At 66.8% G+C, this 17540-nt stretch carries 15 protein-coding genes; 10 read left to right on the top strand and 5 right to left on the bottom strand.

Going from position 1 to position 17540, the window contains the following annotated elements; translation table 11 throughout:
- Positions 1–5: 5 nt before the first annotated feature.
- The 4 genes from ACZK1G_RS17880 to ACZK1G_RS17865 all read left to right on the top strand — a co-directional run bounded on the left by ACZK1G_RS17880 (position 6) and on the right by ACZK1G_RS17865 (position 4448).
- Complete coding sequence (locus tag ACZK1G_RS17880) at positions 6–1325, top strand: dicarboxylate/amino acid:cation symporter (protein WP_014038312.1); 1320 nt, start codon at positions 6–8, stop codon at positions 1323–1325.
- Between the two features lie 214 nt (positions 1326–1539).
- Positions 1540–3537: a transketolase gene (gene tkt / locus ACZK1G_RS17875; protein ID WP_049442708.1), complete on the top strand. Its 1998-nt coding sequence runs from the start codon at positions 1540–1542 to the stop codon at positions 3535–3537.
- Positions 3538–3852: 315 nt separating this feature from the next.
- Entirely contained in the window at positions 3853–4131 is a 279-nt protein-coding gene (locus ACZK1G_RS17870) for a type II toxin-antitoxin system RelE/ParE family toxin (protein ID WP_093999576.1), read from the top strand.
- An 11-nt stretch (positions 4132–4142) separates the two neighbouring features.
- Positions 4143–4448: a HigA family addiction module antitoxin gene (locus tag ACZK1G_RS17865; RefSeq protein ID WP_049442706.1), complete on the top strand. Its 306-nt coding sequence runs from the start codon at positions 4143–4145 to the stop codon at positions 4446–4448.
- An 87-nt stretch (positions 4449–4535) separates the two neighbouring features.
- Here the strand turns inward: ACZK1G_RS17865 and ACZK1G_RS17860 are convergent, their stop codons facing one another.
- Positions 4536–6488: an acetyl-CoA hydrolase/transferase C-terminal domain-containing protein gene (locus tag ACZK1G_RS17860; RefSeq protein WP_101766007.1), complete on the bottom strand. Its 1953-nt coding sequence runs from the start codon at positions 6486–6488 to the stop codon at positions 4536–4538.
- A gap of 34 nt (positions 6489–6522) precedes the next feature.
- Positions 6523–7080, bottom strand: a complete 558-nt coding sequence (locus ACZK1G_RS17855; protein WP_101766006.1) for a flavin reductase family protein — start codon at positions 7078–7080, stop codon at positions 6523–6525.
- 118 nt (positions 7081–7198) lie between these two features.
- Here ACZK1G_RS17855 and ACZK1G_RS17850 point away from each other — a divergent pair, with 118 nt between their 5' ends.
- Genes ACZK1G_RS17850 through ACZK1G_RS17840 form a run of 3 tightly spaced genes read left to right on the top strand, consistent with a single transcriptional unit; the run spans position 7199 to position 9358 of the window.
- Positions 7199–7564: a BlaI/MecI/CopY family transcriptional regulator gene (locus tag ACZK1G_RS17850; protein ID WP_010484077.1), complete on the top strand. Its 366-nt coding sequence runs from the start codon at positions 7199–7201 to the stop codon at positions 7562–7564.
- Positions 7557–8798 carry a M56 family metallopeptidase gene (locus ACZK1G_RS17845; protein ID WP_101766005.1) on the top strand — a complete coding sequence of 414 codons (1242 nt, stop codon included), beginning with the start codon at positions 7557–7559 and terminating at the stop codon, positions 8796–8798. Before ACZK1G_RS17850 ends, ACZK1G_RS17845 begins: the two co-directional genes overlap by 8 nt.
- A complete protein-coding gene (locus ACZK1G_RS17840; RefSeq protein ID WP_049442702.1) occupies positions 8795–9358 on the top strand; it encodes a hypothetical protein in 564 nt (187 codons plus the stop codon). The genes ACZK1G_RS17845 and ACZK1G_RS17840 overlap by 4 nt, the downstream gene beginning before the upstream one ends.
- A gap of 53 nt (positions 9359–9411) precedes the next feature.
- On the opposite strand, the gene ACZK1G_RS17835 is transcribed toward ACZK1G_RS17840, so the two are convergent.
- The 3 genes from ACZK1G_RS17835 to ACZK1G_RS17825 all read right to left on the bottom strand — a co-directional run bounded on the left by ACZK1G_RS17835 (position 9412) and on the right by ACZK1G_RS17825 (position 11905).
- Positions 9412–10212, bottom strand: a complete 801-nt coding sequence (locus ACZK1G_RS17835; RefSeq protein WP_049442701.1) for an MBL fold metallo-hydrolase — start codon at positions 10210–10212, stop codon at positions 9412–9414.
- 11 nt (positions 10213–10223) lie between these two features.
- Positions 10224–11042, bottom strand: a complete 819-nt coding sequence (locus ACZK1G_RS17830; protein ID WP_101766004.1) for a S1/P1 nuclease — start codon at positions 11040–11042, stop codon at positions 10224–10226.
- Positions 11043–11275: 233 nt separating this feature from the next.
- Positions 11276–11905: an OmpW/AlkL family protein gene (locus ACZK1G_RS17825; RefSeq protein WP_049442699.1), complete on the bottom strand. Its 630-nt coding sequence runs from the start codon at positions 11903–11905 to the stop codon at positions 11276–11278.
- Between the two features lie 193 nt (positions 11906–12098).
- Here ACZK1G_RS17825 and gap point away from each other — a divergent pair, with 193 nt between their 5' ends.
- The 3 genes from gap (at position 12099) to ACZK1G_RS17810 (ending at position 17280) form a co-directional block, all read left to right on the top strand.
- The gene (gene gap / locus ACZK1G_RS17820; protein WP_049465610.1) at positions 12099–13103 is read left to right on the top strand and encodes a type I glyceraldehyde-3-phosphate dehydrogenase; all 1005 of its coding nucleotides are present in this window, start codon (positions 12099–12101) and stop codon (positions 13101–13103) included.
- A gap of 125 nt (positions 13104–13228) precedes the next feature.
- Entirely contained in the window at positions 13229–15907 is a 2679-nt protein-coding gene (locus ACZK1G_RS17815) for a DUF2339 domain-containing protein (protein ID WP_197622275.1), read from the top strand.
- A complete protein-coding gene (locus tag ACZK1G_RS17810; protein ID WP_101766002.1) occupies positions 15904–17280 on the top strand; it encodes a DUF3999 domain-containing protein in 1377 nt (458 codons plus the stop codon). The genes ACZK1G_RS17815 and ACZK1G_RS17810 overlap by 4 nt, the downstream gene beginning before the upstream one ends.
- The last annotated feature ends 260 nt before the right edge of the window (positions 17281–17540 follow it).

Below are 17540 nucleotides of genomic sequence, written 5' to 3'. Positions count from 1 at the left end.
CGCGTATGACAGCAGCTGCTGCCGACAAGAAGAAGTTGCCCCTGCATTGGAAGATGGGCATCGGCTTTGCGATCGGCCTGGTCCTGGGACTGATCGTGCACGCCCTGGGCGGCAGCGTCGATGGTCTGCAGGCCGGTGCCAAGTGGGTAATGGACTACGTCACCACCCCGGCGTCGGGCCTGTTCCTCAACCTGATCTTCATGCTGATCGTGCCGCTGATCTTCTCGGCGCTGATCATGGGCGTGTCGGAGATGGGCGACATCCGCGCCCTCGGCCGCATCGGCTGGAAGACGCTGGCCTACACCGTGCTGCTGTCCGGCATCGCGGTGGGCATCGGCCTGGTGCTGGTCAACGTGCTCAAGCCGGGCGCCGGTGTCGACCCGCAGGTCGCCGCGATGATGCTGTCGGAGAACGCCGAGCGCAGCAAGGAGATCGTCGCGGGCATCCATGGCACGCCGAAGGGCATGGACATGTTGCTGTCGATCGTGCCGAGCAACGTGCTGCAGGCGGCCTCGGACAACGGCGCGATCCTGTCGCTGATGTTCTTCGCGCTGATGTTCGGCATCGGCATGGTGCTGACCGACAACGAGAAGGTCGCCCCGCTGCGCCGCGCCATCGAAGGCGTGTTCGAAATCTCGATGACCCTGATCAACCTGGTCATCCGCCTGGCCCCGTATGCGGTGGCCTGCTTCATGTTCAACCTGGCTGCACTGTTCGGCTTCGAGCTGATCATCCGCCTCGGTGCCTACGTGGGCGTGGTGGTGCTGGCGCTGGGCCTGCACATGATCGTGACCTACGGTACCGCGGTGTGGCTGTCCGGTCGCTCGCCGCTGTCGTTCTTCCGCGATACCCAGGAAGCGACGGTGATGGCGTTCTCCACCGCCTCCAGCAATGCCACCCTGCCGACCGCACTGCGCGTGGCCGACCAGATGGGCCTGCCGCAGCGCGTGTCGCGCTTCGTGCTGACCGTGGGCGCCACCGCCAACCAGAACGGCACCGCGCTGTTCGAGGGCGTGACGGTGATCTTCCTGGCCCAGTTCTTTGGTGTGGACCTGAGCATTGGCCAGCAGATCATGGTGATGGCGGTCTGCATCCTCGGTGGCATCGGCACCGCCGGCGTACCGTCGGGCTCGCTGCCGGTGGTGGCGATGATCTGCGCGATGGTCGGCGTGAACCCGCTGGGCATCGGCCTGATCCTGGGCGTGAACCACTTCCTGGACATGTGCCGCACGGCGTTGAACGTGACCGGCGACCTGGCCCTGACCACGCTGGTGGCCAAGGGCGAGTCCCACGACGGCCCGGCGCTGGGCCCACAGCAGGACTGAGTCCGGGGCCACTGCTGGCGACCTGATCGGGGTCGGATTCCTTTCCGCAGGGAAAGGGCTCTGACCCCTTTTCACATGCGGAATCCGGCGGAGATCATGAAGTGCCGGCCAGCGACCGGCACGACCAGGCAAGGTGAACCGACCCCCCGCCCGGCGACTATGGGACAATAGGCCGCCCGCACGTCCGCGGCCGCCTCCCGATTCCGACAGAACCATGACGCAGCCTACCCGTCGCCAGTTGGCCAACGCCATCCGCTTCCTTGCCGCCGATGCGGTTGAAACCGCAAAGTCCGGCCACCCCGGCATGCCCATGGGCATGGCCGACATCGCCGAAGTCCTCTGGAACGACTATCTCCGCCATAACCCGAGCAATCCGCACTGGTTCAACCGCGACCGTTTCGTGCTGTCCAACGGCCACGGTTCGATGCTGCAGTACGCGCTGCTGCACCTGAGCGGTTACGACCTGCCGATCGAGCAGCTGAAGCTGTTCCGCCAGCTGGGCAGCCACACCGCCGGTCACCCGGAACGCCACGAGACCCCGGGCGTGGAAACCACCACGGGCCCGCTGGGCCAGGGTTTCGCCAACGCCGTGGGCTTCGCTCTGGCCGAGAAGCTGCTGGCACAGCGCTTCAACCGCCCGGAGCTGGAAGTGGTCGACCACCGCACCTGGGTGTTCATGGGCGATGGCTGCCTGATGGAAGGCGTGTCGCATGAAGCGGCCTCGCTGGCTGGCACCTGGGGCCTGCACAAGCTGGTCTGCTTCTGGGACAACAACCACATCTCCATCGACGGCAACGTCGAGGGCTGGTTCACCGACAACACCCCGGAGCGTTTCGAGGCCTACGGCTGGAACGTGGTCCGCGACGTCGATGGCCACGACCCGGAAAGCATCAAGGCCGGCATCGAGGCCGCGCTGTCGCAGAGCGACAAGCCGACCCTGATCTGCTGCCGCACCACCATTGGTTTTGGTTCGCCGAACAAGGCGGGCAAGGAATCCAGCCACGGCGCACCGCTGGGCAAGGACGAGCTGGAAGCCACCCGCAAGCAGCTGGGCTGGGAATACGGTCCGTTCGAGATCCCGCAGGCGATCTACGATGGCTGGCGCGCCAATGGCGCCGGCACCCTGCGCCAGGCCGAGTGGGAACAGCTGTTCGACAAGTACGCCAGCCAGTACCCGGCTGAAGCGTCCGAGCTGACCCGCCGTTCGCACGGCGAGCTGCCGGCCGACTTTGTTGCCAAGGCCGATGCCTACATCGCCCAGGTGGCCGCTGAAGGCCCGACGATCGCCTCGCGCAAGGCCTCGCAGCTGGCCATCGAAGCTTATGCCCCGCTGCTGCCGGAAATCGTCGGCGGCTCGGCCGACCTGGCGCATTCCAACCTGACCCTGTGGAAGGGCAGCAAGTCGGTCGCCAGCGACGACGCCAACGCCAACTACGTGTACTACGGCGTGCGCGAGTTCGGCATGACCGCGATTGCCAATGGCCTGGCCCTGCACGGTGGTTTCATTCCGTTCGACGCCACCTTCCTGGTGTTCAGCGATTACGCCCGCAATGGCGTGCGCATGAGCGCCCTGATCCCGGCCCACGCCATCCACGTGTACACCCACGACTCGATCGGCCTGGGCGAAGACGGCCCGACCCACCAGCCGGTGGAGCACCTGGCCTCGCTGCGCTACATCCCGAACAACGACGTGTGGCGTCCGTGCGATGCGGTCGAGTCGGCGGTGAGCTGGAAGGCCGCGATCACCCGCCAGGACGGCCCGAGCTGCCTGGTGTTCAGCCGCCAGAACCTGCCGCACCAGCCGCGCAACGCCGAGCAGATCGCCCAGATCGAGCGCGGTGGCTACGTGCTGGCCGATGCCGCCGGTACCCCGGACGTGATCCTGATCGCCACCGGTTCGGAAGTCTCGCTGGCCACCGAAGCCAAGGCCCAGCTGGACGCGGCCGGTATCAAGACCCGCGTGGTCTCGATGCCGTCCACCGACGTGTTCCTGCGACAGGATGCGGCCTACCGTGAATCGGTGCTGCCGAACGCCGTGCGCAAGCGCGTGGCCGTGGAAGCCGGCGTCACCGGTTTCTGGCGCCAGTTCGTTGGCCTGGACGGTGCGGTGATCGGTATCGACACCTTCGGTGCCTCGGCCCCGGCCGACCAGCTGTACAAGCACTTCGGCATCACCACTGCCCACGTGGTGGAAGCCGCCAAGGCGCTGTAAGCAGCCTCTCGGCGCAACAAAGGAAAGGCCGGCGCAAGCCGGCCTTTCTCGTTCTCCTGAGTAGAGAAAAAGGGGACGGAGGGGATTAAGTCGTTTGTGCACATGCGACTTAATCCCCTCCGTCCCCTTTTCCTTTGCCCGGAATGCTCCACCCGGCGGCACCAGTGTCGCGTTGGCCTCTTCATCTGACCTGCATTCCTTGCGAAAAGAAGGACCTGCCGAGGGACCCTCAGAAGTGGTCATGGACAAGAAGAGCGGCGCAGAAACCCATGGTGGATTTGCGGGGTGTAAGGTGATGCCTTACACTGGCGCCGCATGATCGTCAGCTTCAGGCATAAGGGCCTGAAGGCGCTCTATGAGCGGGGCGACATTTCCGGAGTCCGTGCCGATCATGTGGCCCGGTTGCGGCGTTTGCTTCTGCAGCTGGATCAGGCCCGCGTGCCTGGGGACATGGGGCTGCCCGGAAATCGCCTGCACCCCCTGCGCGGGAGCTATAGCGGCTACTGGGCTGTAAGTGTCTCGGCGAGTTGGCGACTGGTGTTCCGCTTTCGTGGGCTCGACGTCGAATTGGTTGATTACCTTGATTACCACTAGGAGTCTGCTCGATGCCGTTGCATGATCCGCCGCATCCCGGGGAATCGCTGCGCGAAGACATCCTGCCAGCAATCCGTATGTCGATCAGTGCGCTGGCGCAGCATCTTGGCTACTCGCGCGGACAGCTGTCGACGATCATCAACGGGCACGCCGGCATCTCCGCGGAACTCGCATTCCGCCTTGAGCTTGCAGGTCTGGGCAATGCCCGCATGTGGCTGGCGATGCAGGCGGCATACGACCTGTGGCAGGTCGAGCATCGAGCGCATCCACCGATTGCCCGTCTGTATCTTGAGGATGCAGTGAGGATAGAGCGGTAGATCCACGCCATGCGTGGATGAAAAAGAGGGGACGGAGGGATCAAGTCGTTTGTGCACAAACGACTTGATCCCTCCGTCCCCTTTCTTTCAGGCGGTGCGTGCCAGTGCCAGCCGCAGCAGGCGTGCGTCCAGGCGTTCGGCGAAATCCTTCGGTGCCTGCAGGCCCATGCGCTGCAGGTACACCGCATCGCCATCGCCGGCGGGTTGGCGCAGCGCTGCCCAGACCGTGCGCAGCTTGTCGCCGCGGGTCTGCGTGTTGGCCTTCAGCCAGCCCAGCGCCTTCACCAGCACCTGCTCGATCTCGTTGAAATCGCTGCCCAGCGGATAGTCCGGCAGGCTGCCATCAGCGCGGAACGGCGCCAGTGCCGCGGCCAGCGCCTGCGGCGTGTTGCGCTGCTGGCGCTGCGGATCCGGTTGCGTGGCCGCCAGCAGCTTGCGCGAGGCGTGTGCCTGCTGCAGCAGGCCGCCCTGGAACGGGGCCTCGGTGATCGCGGTCATTGCATGCACGCAGTCCTCGTCGGTCAGGCCGCGCAGATCGGCGATGCCGTATTCGTTGAGGTAGATGTCGCGCAGATGGCGCGGAATGGTGGTGTGGCCGTAGTTCCAGCGCACATTGGATTCGCGCCGGCCCTTGTCATCGCGCGCGGCGCGGAACATCAGCACACTGCGGGCTTCCGGCAGCGCATGCGCCATCGCCACGAAGTTGTACTGGCCGCCCACGCCGGATACCACGCGTCCATCATCCAGCGCGTCCGACACCGCCGCGCCCAGCGCGGTGGCCATCATGCAGGAGTTGAAGAAGCGCGCATGGCGGCGCTGCAGGCGCTCCAGTGTTTCGTTGCCGCCGTACAGCTGGTTGATCTCGCTGATCCGGCGCATGCCGATCGCACGGCACTCGTCTTCCGGCAGCGTGCGCAGCCATTCGTAGAATTCCGGCGAACCCAGGTAGAACGCGCCGTGGAGGTACTCGCCTTCGGCAGCCAGGGTGGCGTGGTCGATCGACAGCGTGCTGCCATTCTCGATGCGCTGCATCAGCGCCAGGTCGTCGTGCACCTTGCGCCTGATCACCCCGGTCTGCACCAGCCTGCGGAAGCCTTCGTTGAGCATCTCGCTGCAGCCGTACAGTCCCACTTCGAACGGGTCCACACCACCGATTTCCTGCACCAGCGGATGGCTGGCCAGCTGCGGATCCAGCGCATGCAGCACGCGGCGGTAGCGCGCGTTGTCGGTGTGGCGCAGCACCAGCGCATGGCTGAGTGCATCAGCCAACGTGCCGATGCCGATCTGCAGGGTGCCGCCGTCGCGCACCAGCGTGCTGGCGTACAGGCCGATGGCGTAGTCGGCATCGCCGACCGGCTGCCGCGGCAGCCCGAACAGCGCCGGGTACGGCGGAGGCGGGGTGATCACCAGATCGAAGAACGACACATCGACCGTCGCCGAGCCGCCCAGATAGGGTAGCTGCGGATCGATCTCGGCGATCATCAATGGGCGCGGCAGGCTACGCGCGGTCATCGCATCCAGCGTGTCCTGGGTGATGTCGTTGTTGCACGACAGCGAGAGCCGGCGGTCATCCGGGCGCATCGCCACTTTCTGCACGATCACCTGCGGTGCGCGCTGCGCCACCGCATCGGCGGCGTGGGTGTAGTTCAGGCTGGTATAGCTGGACTGCGCCTGGCGCGAACCGAGCAGGGCGCCGGACTGCATGTAGAACTCTTCCACCTGCACATGCGCTGGCAACGCGTCGCGCGCGATCGCATCGGCATAGGCCAGGCGCGGGAAATCGTCGCCGAAGTGACGCTGCGCGAACGGGGCCATGAAGCGTGCTTCCAGGCCGTTGCCGCGCGCCTTCGGTGGATTCAGTGACAACGCGGTATACAGCTGCAGCGGCCGCGAAGGGTCGTGCTCGACACGTGCGTAGAGGGCATTGAGCAACCGATGCGGCTTGCCCAGTGCCAGCGGTGCCCCGATCCGCAGCGGCCCGTCCACGCGCGCAAACAACCAGTCGACGGCGGCGTCCAGGTCGGTGAGGTGTTCGGTCATGCGCGGCGGTCCTGCGTCTGGGGGAGTGCGGGCATTACAGCATGTCGGGCTTGAACCGCCGTCGACGCGAGACTTCCGCGCCGGACACCATGAACTGCCCATCGCCGCGGTAATGCACCGTGCGCGGCAGCTTCGGCCGGGGCGCAACATGGGCGCGCACGATTTCCCAGATGAACAGGTTGCTCGACGCCACCTGGCTGTCGTCGTACAAGCGGCATTCGAAGCTCGAATGGCATTGGCCGACCAGCGGCGCGCCGACCTCGCGCGCGGGCAGCGCGTCGAGCTTGAAACGGGCGAACTTGTCGACCTCGCGGCCACTGCAGTTGCCGATGTCCACCACCGTATCGAGCAGCTCCACGCCGGGCACGTTGATCACGCACTCGCCGCTGCCACGGGCCAGCGCGTGGCTGTGGTTCGCGTCCCACAGGTAGGTGGCGACCAGTGAAGGCGAGAAGCCCATCACCATGTGCCAGCCCATCGTCATCAGGTTGCGCTGGCCGCGCCAGGCGGTGCTGACCAGCACGATCGGGCCGGGTTCGAGGAAGCGACGGGCCTGCTCGACCGGGAACTCCTTCTTGGGCAGCGCCTTCATCCGATGCCTGGGGCGGGAGGAATCGATGCTCGCGCAGCCGGGATGAACCCGGAGTCGAGGGGCTTGACAGGAGATTTGATTACGCGCGTAATCGAAACGTCGATTACGGATGTAAACAATGACCCCGATCAGCGAAGCCGAAGCCGTTGTGATGGAGGTGCTGTGGCAGCAGGCACCGCGCAGCGCCGATGACGTGGTGGCCGCGCTGGCCCATCGTGACTGGGCCGAGCCGACCATCAAGACCCTGCTCAACCGCCTGCTGACCAAGGGCGCGATCGCCGCCGAGCGCGATGGCCGACGCTACCTGTACCGGCCGCTGCTGCAGCGCCAGGCGTGGGTGGAGGCGCAGAGCCAGGACTTCATTGGTCGTGTGTTCGAAGGACGCGTGGCGCCGTTGGTGGCGCACTTCAGCGAGCGCGGCCAGTTGAGCGCGCAGGACATCGCCGAACTGAAGAAGCTTATCCAGGAGCTGGACCATGACTGAGCTGCTCGACGGACTGTGGCAGGCCAGCCTGTGGCTGGCAGTGGGGGTGGTCCTGCTGGCGATGCTGCGGCCATTGCTGGTGCAGATGGGGGGCGCTGGGTTGGCCTACCGCAGCTGGTGGCTGCTGCCGATGCTGCTGGTGGCACTGATGCTGCCGTTGCCACAGGTTGCGTTGTTGCAGCAGGTACCCACGCTGCCGCTGAAAGTGATGCCGGGGGCCACCGACGGTGGAGCGGGTGGGTCGGTGCCTGGGGCTGGACTGTTGCTGCTGGCCTGGGCGCTGGGCATGGGCCTCTGCCTGCTGCGCGACCTGCGCGCGCAGCGTCGTTTCGAACGATGCATGGGCCCACTGAAGCCGCGCACCGATGGCAGCTGGCAGGCCAGCGGCGATCCTGGCCTGCCCGCGCTGGTTGGCCTGTGGCGCCCACGGATCGTGGTCGGTCCCGACTTCGACCAGCAGTTCACTGCGCAGGAACAGGGCCTGATCCTGCAGCACGAGCACAGCCACCGGCGCAATGGCGATCACTGGGCCAATGGGGCGCTGCTGCTGGTGCGCGCGGTGTTCTGGTTCCACCCGCTTCTGCCGTGGGCTGCGGGCCGCTTCCTGCGCGACCAGGAACTGGCCTGCGACGCCCGCACCATGGCCCCGCAGCCGGCGCTGCGCGGCCTCTACGCCAGCACGCTGCTGAAGGCGCAGCTGGTCCATCCGGTTGCGCCCGCGGTCTGCCATTGGCGCAGCCAACCCGTGTTGAAGGAGCGTATTGCCATGTTGAAGCAGTCCAAGCGGAAGGCATTGCCGTGGGTGTCCGGGCAGGTGCTGGTGGTCGGGTTGTGCGTGGGCATGGGAGCGGTGGCGTGGGCGAGCCAGGGCGGCACGGCCGGGAGTCCGAGGATCGGTGTCGAGCCGTACGCGACTGCGGAAGAAGATGCGGCCAAGGCTGGACTGGATCGTCCGATCCAGGTCGACAAGATGCCACCGCCGTCCTATCCGAAGTCTGCGGTCGAGCAGCGCCAGGTGGGCGTGGTGAACCTGCGCGTGGAAGTGGACGCCAAGGGCCATCCCACTGACGTCCAGGTGCTCAGCGCTACCAATCCCGGCGTGTTCGATGCGGTGTCGGTGGCTGCTGCGCGCAGCTGGACGTATCGTCCGGCAATGAAGAACGGCAAGCCGGTGGCAGGCGCAGTGAAGATTCCGATCACTTTTGCCATGGACGACACCGAGGACGCGAAGTGAAGTGTGCGCCGCTGCTCATGACGGTGGCGCTGTTGGCAGGATGCGCGAGCCAGGAGCGGCTGACCATGGTGGATACCCGCAGTGAGAATGTCGGCCATCAGCGCCTGCAGCCACAGGCGGGCGGTGGCAGTGGACAGTTGCAGGTGTATTCGCTGGGTGCGACCGAGGGCTACCGGATGCCACAGCTGTACGCGGCACCGGACCCGGAGGTCGGCGATCGTGACCCGCGCGCGGAACTGGCGCCGACCACCATCTGCCTGCAGGTGGTGGTTGATGCGCAGGGCAGCGTCGAACGCAGCATGCCGCTGACCGATCGCCAGGACTGCGCCGCAGGGGCTGCACGCGAGAATGCGCCTCTGCTGCAAGCTGCTCAGGAGGCGGTGGCGATGTGGAAGTACTCGTCCGCAGCGGTCTGCCACTTCGCGGCTGGCAAGGTGCCTGCCAACCGCGGCGACTGTCGCGGCGCCGAACGGGTCGAGCCGGTGGCGGTGACCCTGCAGTACGCCTTCACCTTCGAGATCGTGAAGGGCCGGCATGTGGTGCGGACGCAGGGAAAATGATCGCTCACGGTCCGTGATGGAAACCGATGGCGCCGGGCTCTGCCCGGCGTACCTCAGGCCCCGCCCTGGATGTTGGCCTTCACCGCCGGTTGCATCAGCTTGGGTTCTTCCAACGTGGCATCGCGTGCCTGGCGCACGCTGACGAACTCCGCCTCGGCCACGCCGTCATGCACGTGGATGTTGTGCGCGCGCTGTTCGCCGACGGTGGTTTCGTTGGCGAAATCACGGCCGCCTGGGCCGTAGTCGTGGCAGACGAACACGCGGGTGGCATCGGGCAGCGCCAGCAGACGCTGGATCGAGCGGTACAGCTGTGCGGCATCACCGCCCGGGAAGTCGCAGCGGGCAGTGCCGCCGTCGGGCATGAACAGCGAGTCGCCGGTGAACAGCGCATCGCCGATCAGGTAGGCGATGCTGTCGCTGGTGTGGCCGGGCACGGCGATCACCTGGCCGCGCAGTTCGCCAAGCGCAAAGGTCTCGCCATCGCTGAACAGATGATCGAAGATCTCATCTGCACCTGGAAGCTGCAGGCCATAGCGTGGCGCGAAGGTCGCCTGCACCGCGCGGATGCCCTCACCGATGGCCAGCGTGGCTTGCGGAAAGCGCTGCTTGAGCCGGCGCCCGGCCGACACATGGTCGGCGTGGGCATGCGTCTCCAGCAGCCAGCGCAGCTGCAGGCCCTGTTGCTCGATGGCCTGCAATGCCGCGCGCAGCGGTGATTCGCTGCTGGCGTCGGTATCCGGGTCGTAGTCCAGGACCGGGTCGATCAGCGCCGCCTCGCCGCTGGCCGGGTCGCTGACCAGGTAGCTGAAGGTATTGCTGTCACGGTGGAAGAACGACTGCACCTGGACCGGCATCGGAACCCTCCTCAGCGCGTGCCGAGCACGCGGTTCAGCAACTGCGCCAGGTTTTCACCGGCCAGTCGCAGCTGCGCTTCGGCCAGCGGCCGGTAGCGCTCGGTATATTCGTCACCGATTTTATGCGAGGCCGGATAAACGCCAGCTTGCATGGAGATGCGGCAGCTGGCTTCGGCCCACGTCTGCGGGTCGCGCTGCGGGTTGGACTGGCGCGCCAGCTTCGGTGCGCGCTGGCTCTGCAGAAGCGGCAGGTAGCCGGCATCGTCCAGCTTGCGGGTGTTGAGCATGCCGCTGTCCCACAGTGAATGCAGGTTGGTACCACGGTTGCCGAACTGCAGCTGGAAATCGTTGCCGCCCTTGTCGTGGGCATAACCGGCGTGCATCGGCTGGTGGATATCGCCGACCAGATGCACGACGAACTTCAGTGCCTGCAGGCGCTCGCCATCGGTCAGGCTGCGATCGCCGAGGATCGCGCTCTGTGCCTTCAGGGCCTCGACGATGCAGTTGCCATTCTTGCAGTGCTTCGGTGCTTCGTAATGGCAGTTGTCTTCGGCGATGTTGACGTAGTGCCAGCCGGCCGAGCGACGGCCCAGGCCCGGATCCTTTGCACGCAGCTGGTCGGCCCACGGCGCGATGCTGGCCAGGGTGGCATCCGGTTCGATGGCCAGCAGGCGGTCCACTTCGGCGCGGGCGGTGGGGGTGAGTCGGGCGTCTGCGACTTCGGCGACAAGGCGGTGGCCTTGCGCGCCCCAGGCATGGGCGGGGGCGGAGACGGACAGCAGGGCCGGCGCCAGGGCGGCGGCGAGGAAGAGGGAGTGCAGGGCTTTCATGCGCACATTCTAGCGGGGTAGGTGGATTGAGGAGCGGCGCGTTCCTGTTCCGAAGTGGGAGCACAGCGGGAGGGGCAGCGTGTCCCGGCTCTGCTCCCCGCCTCGCCCCAGCTCCGGAACCGCTTCAGTCCCAGCAACAAAAAAAAGCCCCGGCAATCACCGGGGCAACATGCTGCGAGGGTTTTGCTGGTAGCGGGGGAGCGGGGGCGAAGCCCCCGCACTCAACACACCGCTTAGAACTTGAAGACGTAGGACGCGCCGTAGACCAGCGGATCGATGTTGACCGTACCGATCTTCTCGCCGTTCAACTTCACCTTGCTGTCGATGTCGATCCAGCGCATGTCCACGCGCAGTGCGCCCTTCTCGCCGATCGCGAAGTCCACGCCGGCGTGTGCGGCCAGGCCCCACGAATCCTGCAGCTTCAGCTTGCTGCCAGCCAGCGCACCGGTGGTGTCTTCGCTGAAGAAGGTCGTGTAGTTCACGCCCGCGCCGACGAACGGCGACACCTTGCCCTTGCTGTTGAAGTGGTACTGCAGGGTCACCACCGGCGGCAGCTGCTTGGTGCTGCCCACGCGGCCCAGGCCGTTGATGTTGATGTCGTGCTTGAACGGCAGCGCGGCCAGCACTTCGATACCCAGGTTGTCGGCGATGAAGTACTCACCGGTGATGGTCGGCTTGACGTCGTTGTCGACGTCGACCTTGAGGGTGCCGCCGGCCAGCCAGCCGTTGTTCGACTTCGGCGCCACCTGGTGGACGCCGGCCGAGACGGTCCAGTCGCCCTTGGACTGGGCCATGGCCGGGGCGGCGGCGAGCGACAGGGCGGCGGCCAGGCTGGCCACGATCAGGGGGGAGCTCTTGCGCATGGGGGTGTTCTCGTTGCTGGGTGGATGGGGCCAGTGTCGGCCTCACGCCGCGCTAACGCTTTGATCCGGATCAAATCCTGTCCGCCGGCCTGCTGCCGGCCCCGGCCGGCCCACGGTGGCCAGCCCCGGTTTGCTAGACTTGTGGGCCCTATCCATCCCGCCGCACCTGTCGCGGCCGCAGGAGCTTGAGAACATGGCAATCAAGGTTGGTATCAACGGTTTCGGTCGCATCGGGCGTAACGTCCTGCGCTCGGCGGTGCTGAACTTCGGCGACGACATCGAAATCGTGGCCATCAACGATCTGCTGGAGCCGGACTATCTGGCGTACATGCTCAAGTACGACTCCGTGCACGGCCGCTTCAAGGCCGACGTGGCGGTGCAGGGCAACGATCTGCTGGTCAATGGCAAGAAGATCCGCCTGACCCAGGAACGCGACCCGGCCAACCTGAAGTGGGACGAAGTCGGCGCCGACGTGGTGCTGGAAGCCACCGGCCTGTTCCTGACCAAGGAAACCGCGCAGAAGCACATCGATGCCGGTGCCAAGAAGGTCATCATGTCGGCCCCGTCGAAGGACGACACGCCGATGTTCGTGTTCGGCGTGAACGACAAGACCTACGCCGGCCAGGCGATCATCTCCAACGCCTCGTGCACCACCAACTGCCTGGCCCCGCTGGCCAAGGTCATCAACGACAAGTGGGGCATCAAGCGTGGCCTGATGACCACCGTGCATGCGGCCACCGCCACCCAGAAGACCGTCGATGGCCCGTCCAACAAGGACTGGCGCGGCGGCCGTGGCATCCTGGAAAACATCATTCCCTCGTCCACCGGTGCGGCCAAGGCCGTCGGCGTGGTCATCCCGGAACTGAACAAGAAGCTGACCGGCATGAGCTTCCGCGTCCCGACCTCGGACGTGTCGGTGGTCGACCTGACCGTCGAGCTGGAAAAGGAAGCTACCTACGCCGAGATCTGCGCTGAAGTGAAGGCACAGAGCGAAGGCCCGCTGAAGGGCATCCTGGGCTACACCGAAGACAAGGTCGTGGCCACCGATTTCCGCGGCGAAACCTGCACCTCGGTGTTCGACGCCGATGCCGGCATCGCTCTGGATGGTACCTTCGTCAAGCTGGTGACCTGGTACGACAACGAGTGGGGCTACTCGAACAAGTGCCTGGAAATGGCCAAGGTCATCGCCGCCAAGTAAGGCCGGCGCAGATCGTAGACGGACCCCGGCCTGGCCGGGGTTCGTCGTTTATGGGACCCACCCTGTCGTAGCATGGGGCGGTCGACCGCTGCCGCTGGGGCGCGGGAACGCAATGGAAGCACGCAATGGAAGCACTGATCGCCCTGGTCGTACTGGTCCTGTTGGCCATCCCGCTGCTGCTGGTCGTGGCGCTGGTGATGATTTCCGGCCTGCGCCGCCGCGTCGCGGCGCTGGAAAGCGCCATGGCCGCCGCGCCTGCCACCGCCAGGCCGGCCGCTACCGCGCCCGCGCCTGAACGGCCTGTGGCCACGCCTGCGGCCGGCGCCGATCCACCGTTCCTGCGGCCGGTCGCCGCTGCTGCGCCGCAACCCCCGCAGCCACCGGTGCGCGACGCAGCGCCGACCGAGGCGCCTGTTCCCCGACCTGCTGCGCCACCGCCGGTACCACCCGTTCCGGTGCAGCCGCCGCTGCCTTCCGAACCGGCACTGCCCAACGCCATCGAGCGCGGCATCGGTGCGGTCAAGCGCTGGTTTACCGAAGGCAACGTGCCGGTCAAGATCGGCATGCTGGTGCTGCTGGCCGGTGTCGCGGCACTGCTGAAGTACGTCAGCGACCAAGGCTGGCTGGTGTTGCCGATCGAGCTGCGCCTGGCCGGCATCACCGTGGGTGCGCTGGGCCTGCTGGCCTTCGGCTGGCACCAGCGCGAGCGCCGGCGCCTGTTTGCGCTGGCGTTGCAGGGCGGTGCCATCGGCGTGCTGCTGCTGACCATCTTCGCGGCATTCAAGCGCTTCGACCTGATTCCCCCGGGCTTTGCCTTCGTCAGCTCCATTGCACTGGTGGCCGGGCTGTGCGTGCTGGCGGTGGTGCAGAACTCGCGCACGCTGGCCGTGCTGGGCATCCTGGCCGGCTTCATGGCACCGCTGTGGCTGTCCACCGGCAGTGGCAACCACGTGGGGCTGTTCAGCTATTACGCCGTGCTCAATGCGGGCATCTTCGCCATCGCCTGGTTCCGCCCATGGCGCGCGCTGAACCTGCTGGGCTTCGCCTTCACCTTCGGCATCGGCACGTTCTGGGGCGTGCTGCAGTACGCACCGGACAAGTTCAGCAGCACCGAGCCGTTCCTGGTGCTGTTCTTCGTGTTCTACCTGCTGATACCGCTGCTGTACGCGCGCCGCCAGCCGGCCGGCCGGCGCGACCTGATCGATGGCAGCCTGGTGTTCGGCACGCCGCTGGTCGCGTTCTCGCTGCAGGCGGGCATGCTGCACGAGCAGCCGATGACGCTGGCACTGTGCGCGCTGGGCCTGGCCGCGATCTACGCGGTGCTGGCGCGTGCGCTGATCGCGCGTGCGTCGTACACCGTGCTGGCGCAGTCGCATGCGGTGCTGGCGGTGGGCTTCGCCACGCTGGCGGTGCCGCTGGCATTGTCGGCGCGCGCCACCGGTGCCGTGTTTGCACTGGAAGGTGCAGGCCTGGCCTGGTTGGGGCTGCGCCAGAAGCGCTGGCTGCCGCAGGTGTCCGGAGCGTTGCTGCAGATCGGCGCCGCGTTCGCCTTCGTTGCCGGCGGTGACCACTGGCACGAAGACCTGCGCTTCCTGATCAACCCGACCGCCATTGGCGCGCTGTTGCTGGCCCTGGCCGGCTTCGCGTCGGCGTGGAGCTATCAGCGCAGGCCGCGTCATGAGGTCGCACTGGTGTATTACCTGTGGGGCCTGCTGTGGTGGTTGGGCGGCCTGGTCCATGAGATCACCCGCTTCTTCCCCTACCGCACCGAAGTGGACGCGTTGCTGGTGCTGGCTGCGGTCACTGCCTGGCTGGCCGCCGAAGTGCAGCGTCGCCAGCCGGCGCGTGCGCTGGGCGTGACCGCACTGGCCATGCTCGCGCTGGGCTTCCCGCTGGCGCTGATGCAGAGCGATGCGCACCACCAGCCGTTCGCCGGCTACGGCGCGCTGGCCTGGGCGGTGTTCGCGGTGCTGGGCGTGCGTACCCTGCTGTGCCTGCGCAAGGGCGGTGACACCGTGGCCCGCATCGCGCAGTTCCTGTGGTGGCTGCTGTGGCCGTCGCTGCTTTCGCTGCTGGCCCTGTGGGGCGGTGGCGAAGCCGATCTGGCGCAGGGCTGGACCACCCTGCTGGTGACCTTGCCGTGGCTGCTGATGGCGGCGCTGTCGCTGTGGCGCTGGAACGCGCTGCGCTGGCCGCTGGGGCAGGCCTTCGACAGCGTGCGCGTGCCGCTGCAATGCGTGCTGTTCGGCCTGTTGTCGATCGGATGGTTGTTCGGCCAGCTGCTGCCGGGCGACGCCGCGCCGCTGTTGTGGCTGCCGGTGCTGAATCCGGCCGAGATCGGCCAGTGGTTGAGCCTGCTTCTGCTGGCGCGCTGGCTGTACGGCGATCAGCGACCACAGGCGCCGCAGGCATTGCTGAACATCCGCATGCCGCTGCTGGCACTGGCGGCCTTCGTCGCACTGACCAGCCTGGTGCTGCATGGCGTGCACCAGTGGGGGGGGCTGACCTGGAACGCGTCGATGATGCGCTTCAGCCTGGCGCAGACCAGCCTGACCGTGTTGTGGAGCGTGCTGGGCGTGATTGCCTGGGTGTGGGGTTCGCGTCGTGGCCAGCGTGTGTTGTGGATGGTCGGTGCCGTGCTGATGGGCGTGGTGCTGGCCAAGCTGGTTGTTGTCGATCGCCAGCACCTGGGCAATCTGCTGGGCATCGCATCGTTCATCGCCTATGGCCTGCTGTGCACGGTTGTGGGTTATCTGGCACCGGCACCGCCGAGCGCGGCGCCGTCCGTGGAGGAAAAGCAATGAGGAAGTGGAGCAGGGCGCTGCTGCCGGCGATGTTCGGCATGCTGGCCGCCGTCGTGGTGCAGGCGGCCGACTACCGCACGCAATATGCCGAGCAATGGCCGCTGACGTTGTCCAGCGCGCAGTCCGGTGCTTACCGCATCGTGCTGGAGCCGGCGATCTACCGCCGAGCCGTGAGCCCCGACCTCAGCGATCTGCAGGTGTTCAACGCGGCCAGCCAGTTGTTGCCGTCGGCACTGCTGGCACCGGACCAGCCGCTGGCGCAACCGCCGGTGCAGCGTGAACTGCCGTGGTTCGCGTTGCCGCCGCTGGCCGATGCCCAGCGCAACGACCTGCAGCTGCTTACCGAACGCGATACCGATGGCCGCGTGCGCCGGGTCGAGGCACGGGTGAGTGGCGGGACGGTGGCGAACGGGCAGGGTGGTTGGCTGATCGACGCCAGCATGCTCGACCAGCAGCCGCTGGCAGCGCTGGTGCTGGACTGGGCCGACAGCGGGCAGCCACTGCAGGCACAGGTGCAGCTGGACGCCAGCGACGACCTGCAGCACTGGCGCTCGATTGGCAGCGACGTGCCCCTGGTGGATCTGCAGCGCGCCGGCAAGCGCCTGCTGCAGCGCCGCCTGCAGGTGGACGGCACTGCACGCTACCTGCGCATCCTGGCGCAGGGCGATTCGCGCCTGCCGACCCTGCGTGGCGTACTGGCGGAATTGCCGCCAGCGCCGGCGACGCTGCCGTGGGAATGGCTGTCGCTGGAGCCGACGTCGAAGGGCAAGGGCGAGTACACCTTCGAGATGGATGGCCGGTTCCCGGTGGCGCGCGCCGATGTGGCCAGCACCGACAACAGCCTGGTGCAATGGACGCTGTTCAGCCGCGATGATGAGAGTGCGGAGTGGCAGCGCCGCAGCGCGCCGTGGATCGCGTACCAGGTGCAGCAGGGCACGCAGGGCCAGCGCCAGCAGTCGGCGGCGCAGCCGCTGGGCGGCGTGCACCGCGACCGCTACTGGAAGCTGGTGGCGAATCCGGCGGAAACCGCCACCGCGCCGACACTGCGCCTGGGCTACCAGCCGGAAGTGCTGGTGTTCCTGAGCCAGGGGGCAGCGCCCTACGCACTGGCGGTGGGTAGCGCGACCGCACACCGCACGGACGCGCCGATCGGGGTGCTGATCGAAGAGCTGCGGCAGCGCAATGATCCGTCGTGGCAGCCGACGCTGGCGCGACTGGAAGGCAGCCCGGAGCCGCTGGCGGGCGATGCGGCGCTGAAGCCGCAGCACGATTGGAAGGCGTGGTTGCTGTGGGCGTTGTTGGGGCTGGGTGTGCTGGTGGTGGGTGGCCTGGCGCTCAGCCTGCTTCGGCAGAAGCCTGCGCCTTCGGAATAGGTTCCAGCGAACGGCGCAGCCCCTCGTGGGTGGCCGTGTAAAGCAAAAGCAAAAGCCGCGTTTGGCCGGGCGGGGTGGGTTCGCGGGGGACGCCGCGAACCCACCCCGCCCGGCCTCTGACAGTTTCCGTGTGCGTCCATCCACGGAAGAGAAGGAGGAAGAGCAAGAGCGGAAGCGGGTCGCTTCGCTCGACGGCCCTCGGGGTCAGATCCGTTTTCCGCAGGAAAACGGATCTGACCCCTTCCTTTTCCAACCGACAT

This window comes from Stenotrophomonas sp. 109824_Sma (genome assembly GCF_056480025.1).
This window is presented reverse-complemented; position numbering and strand designations above follow the sequence as displayed.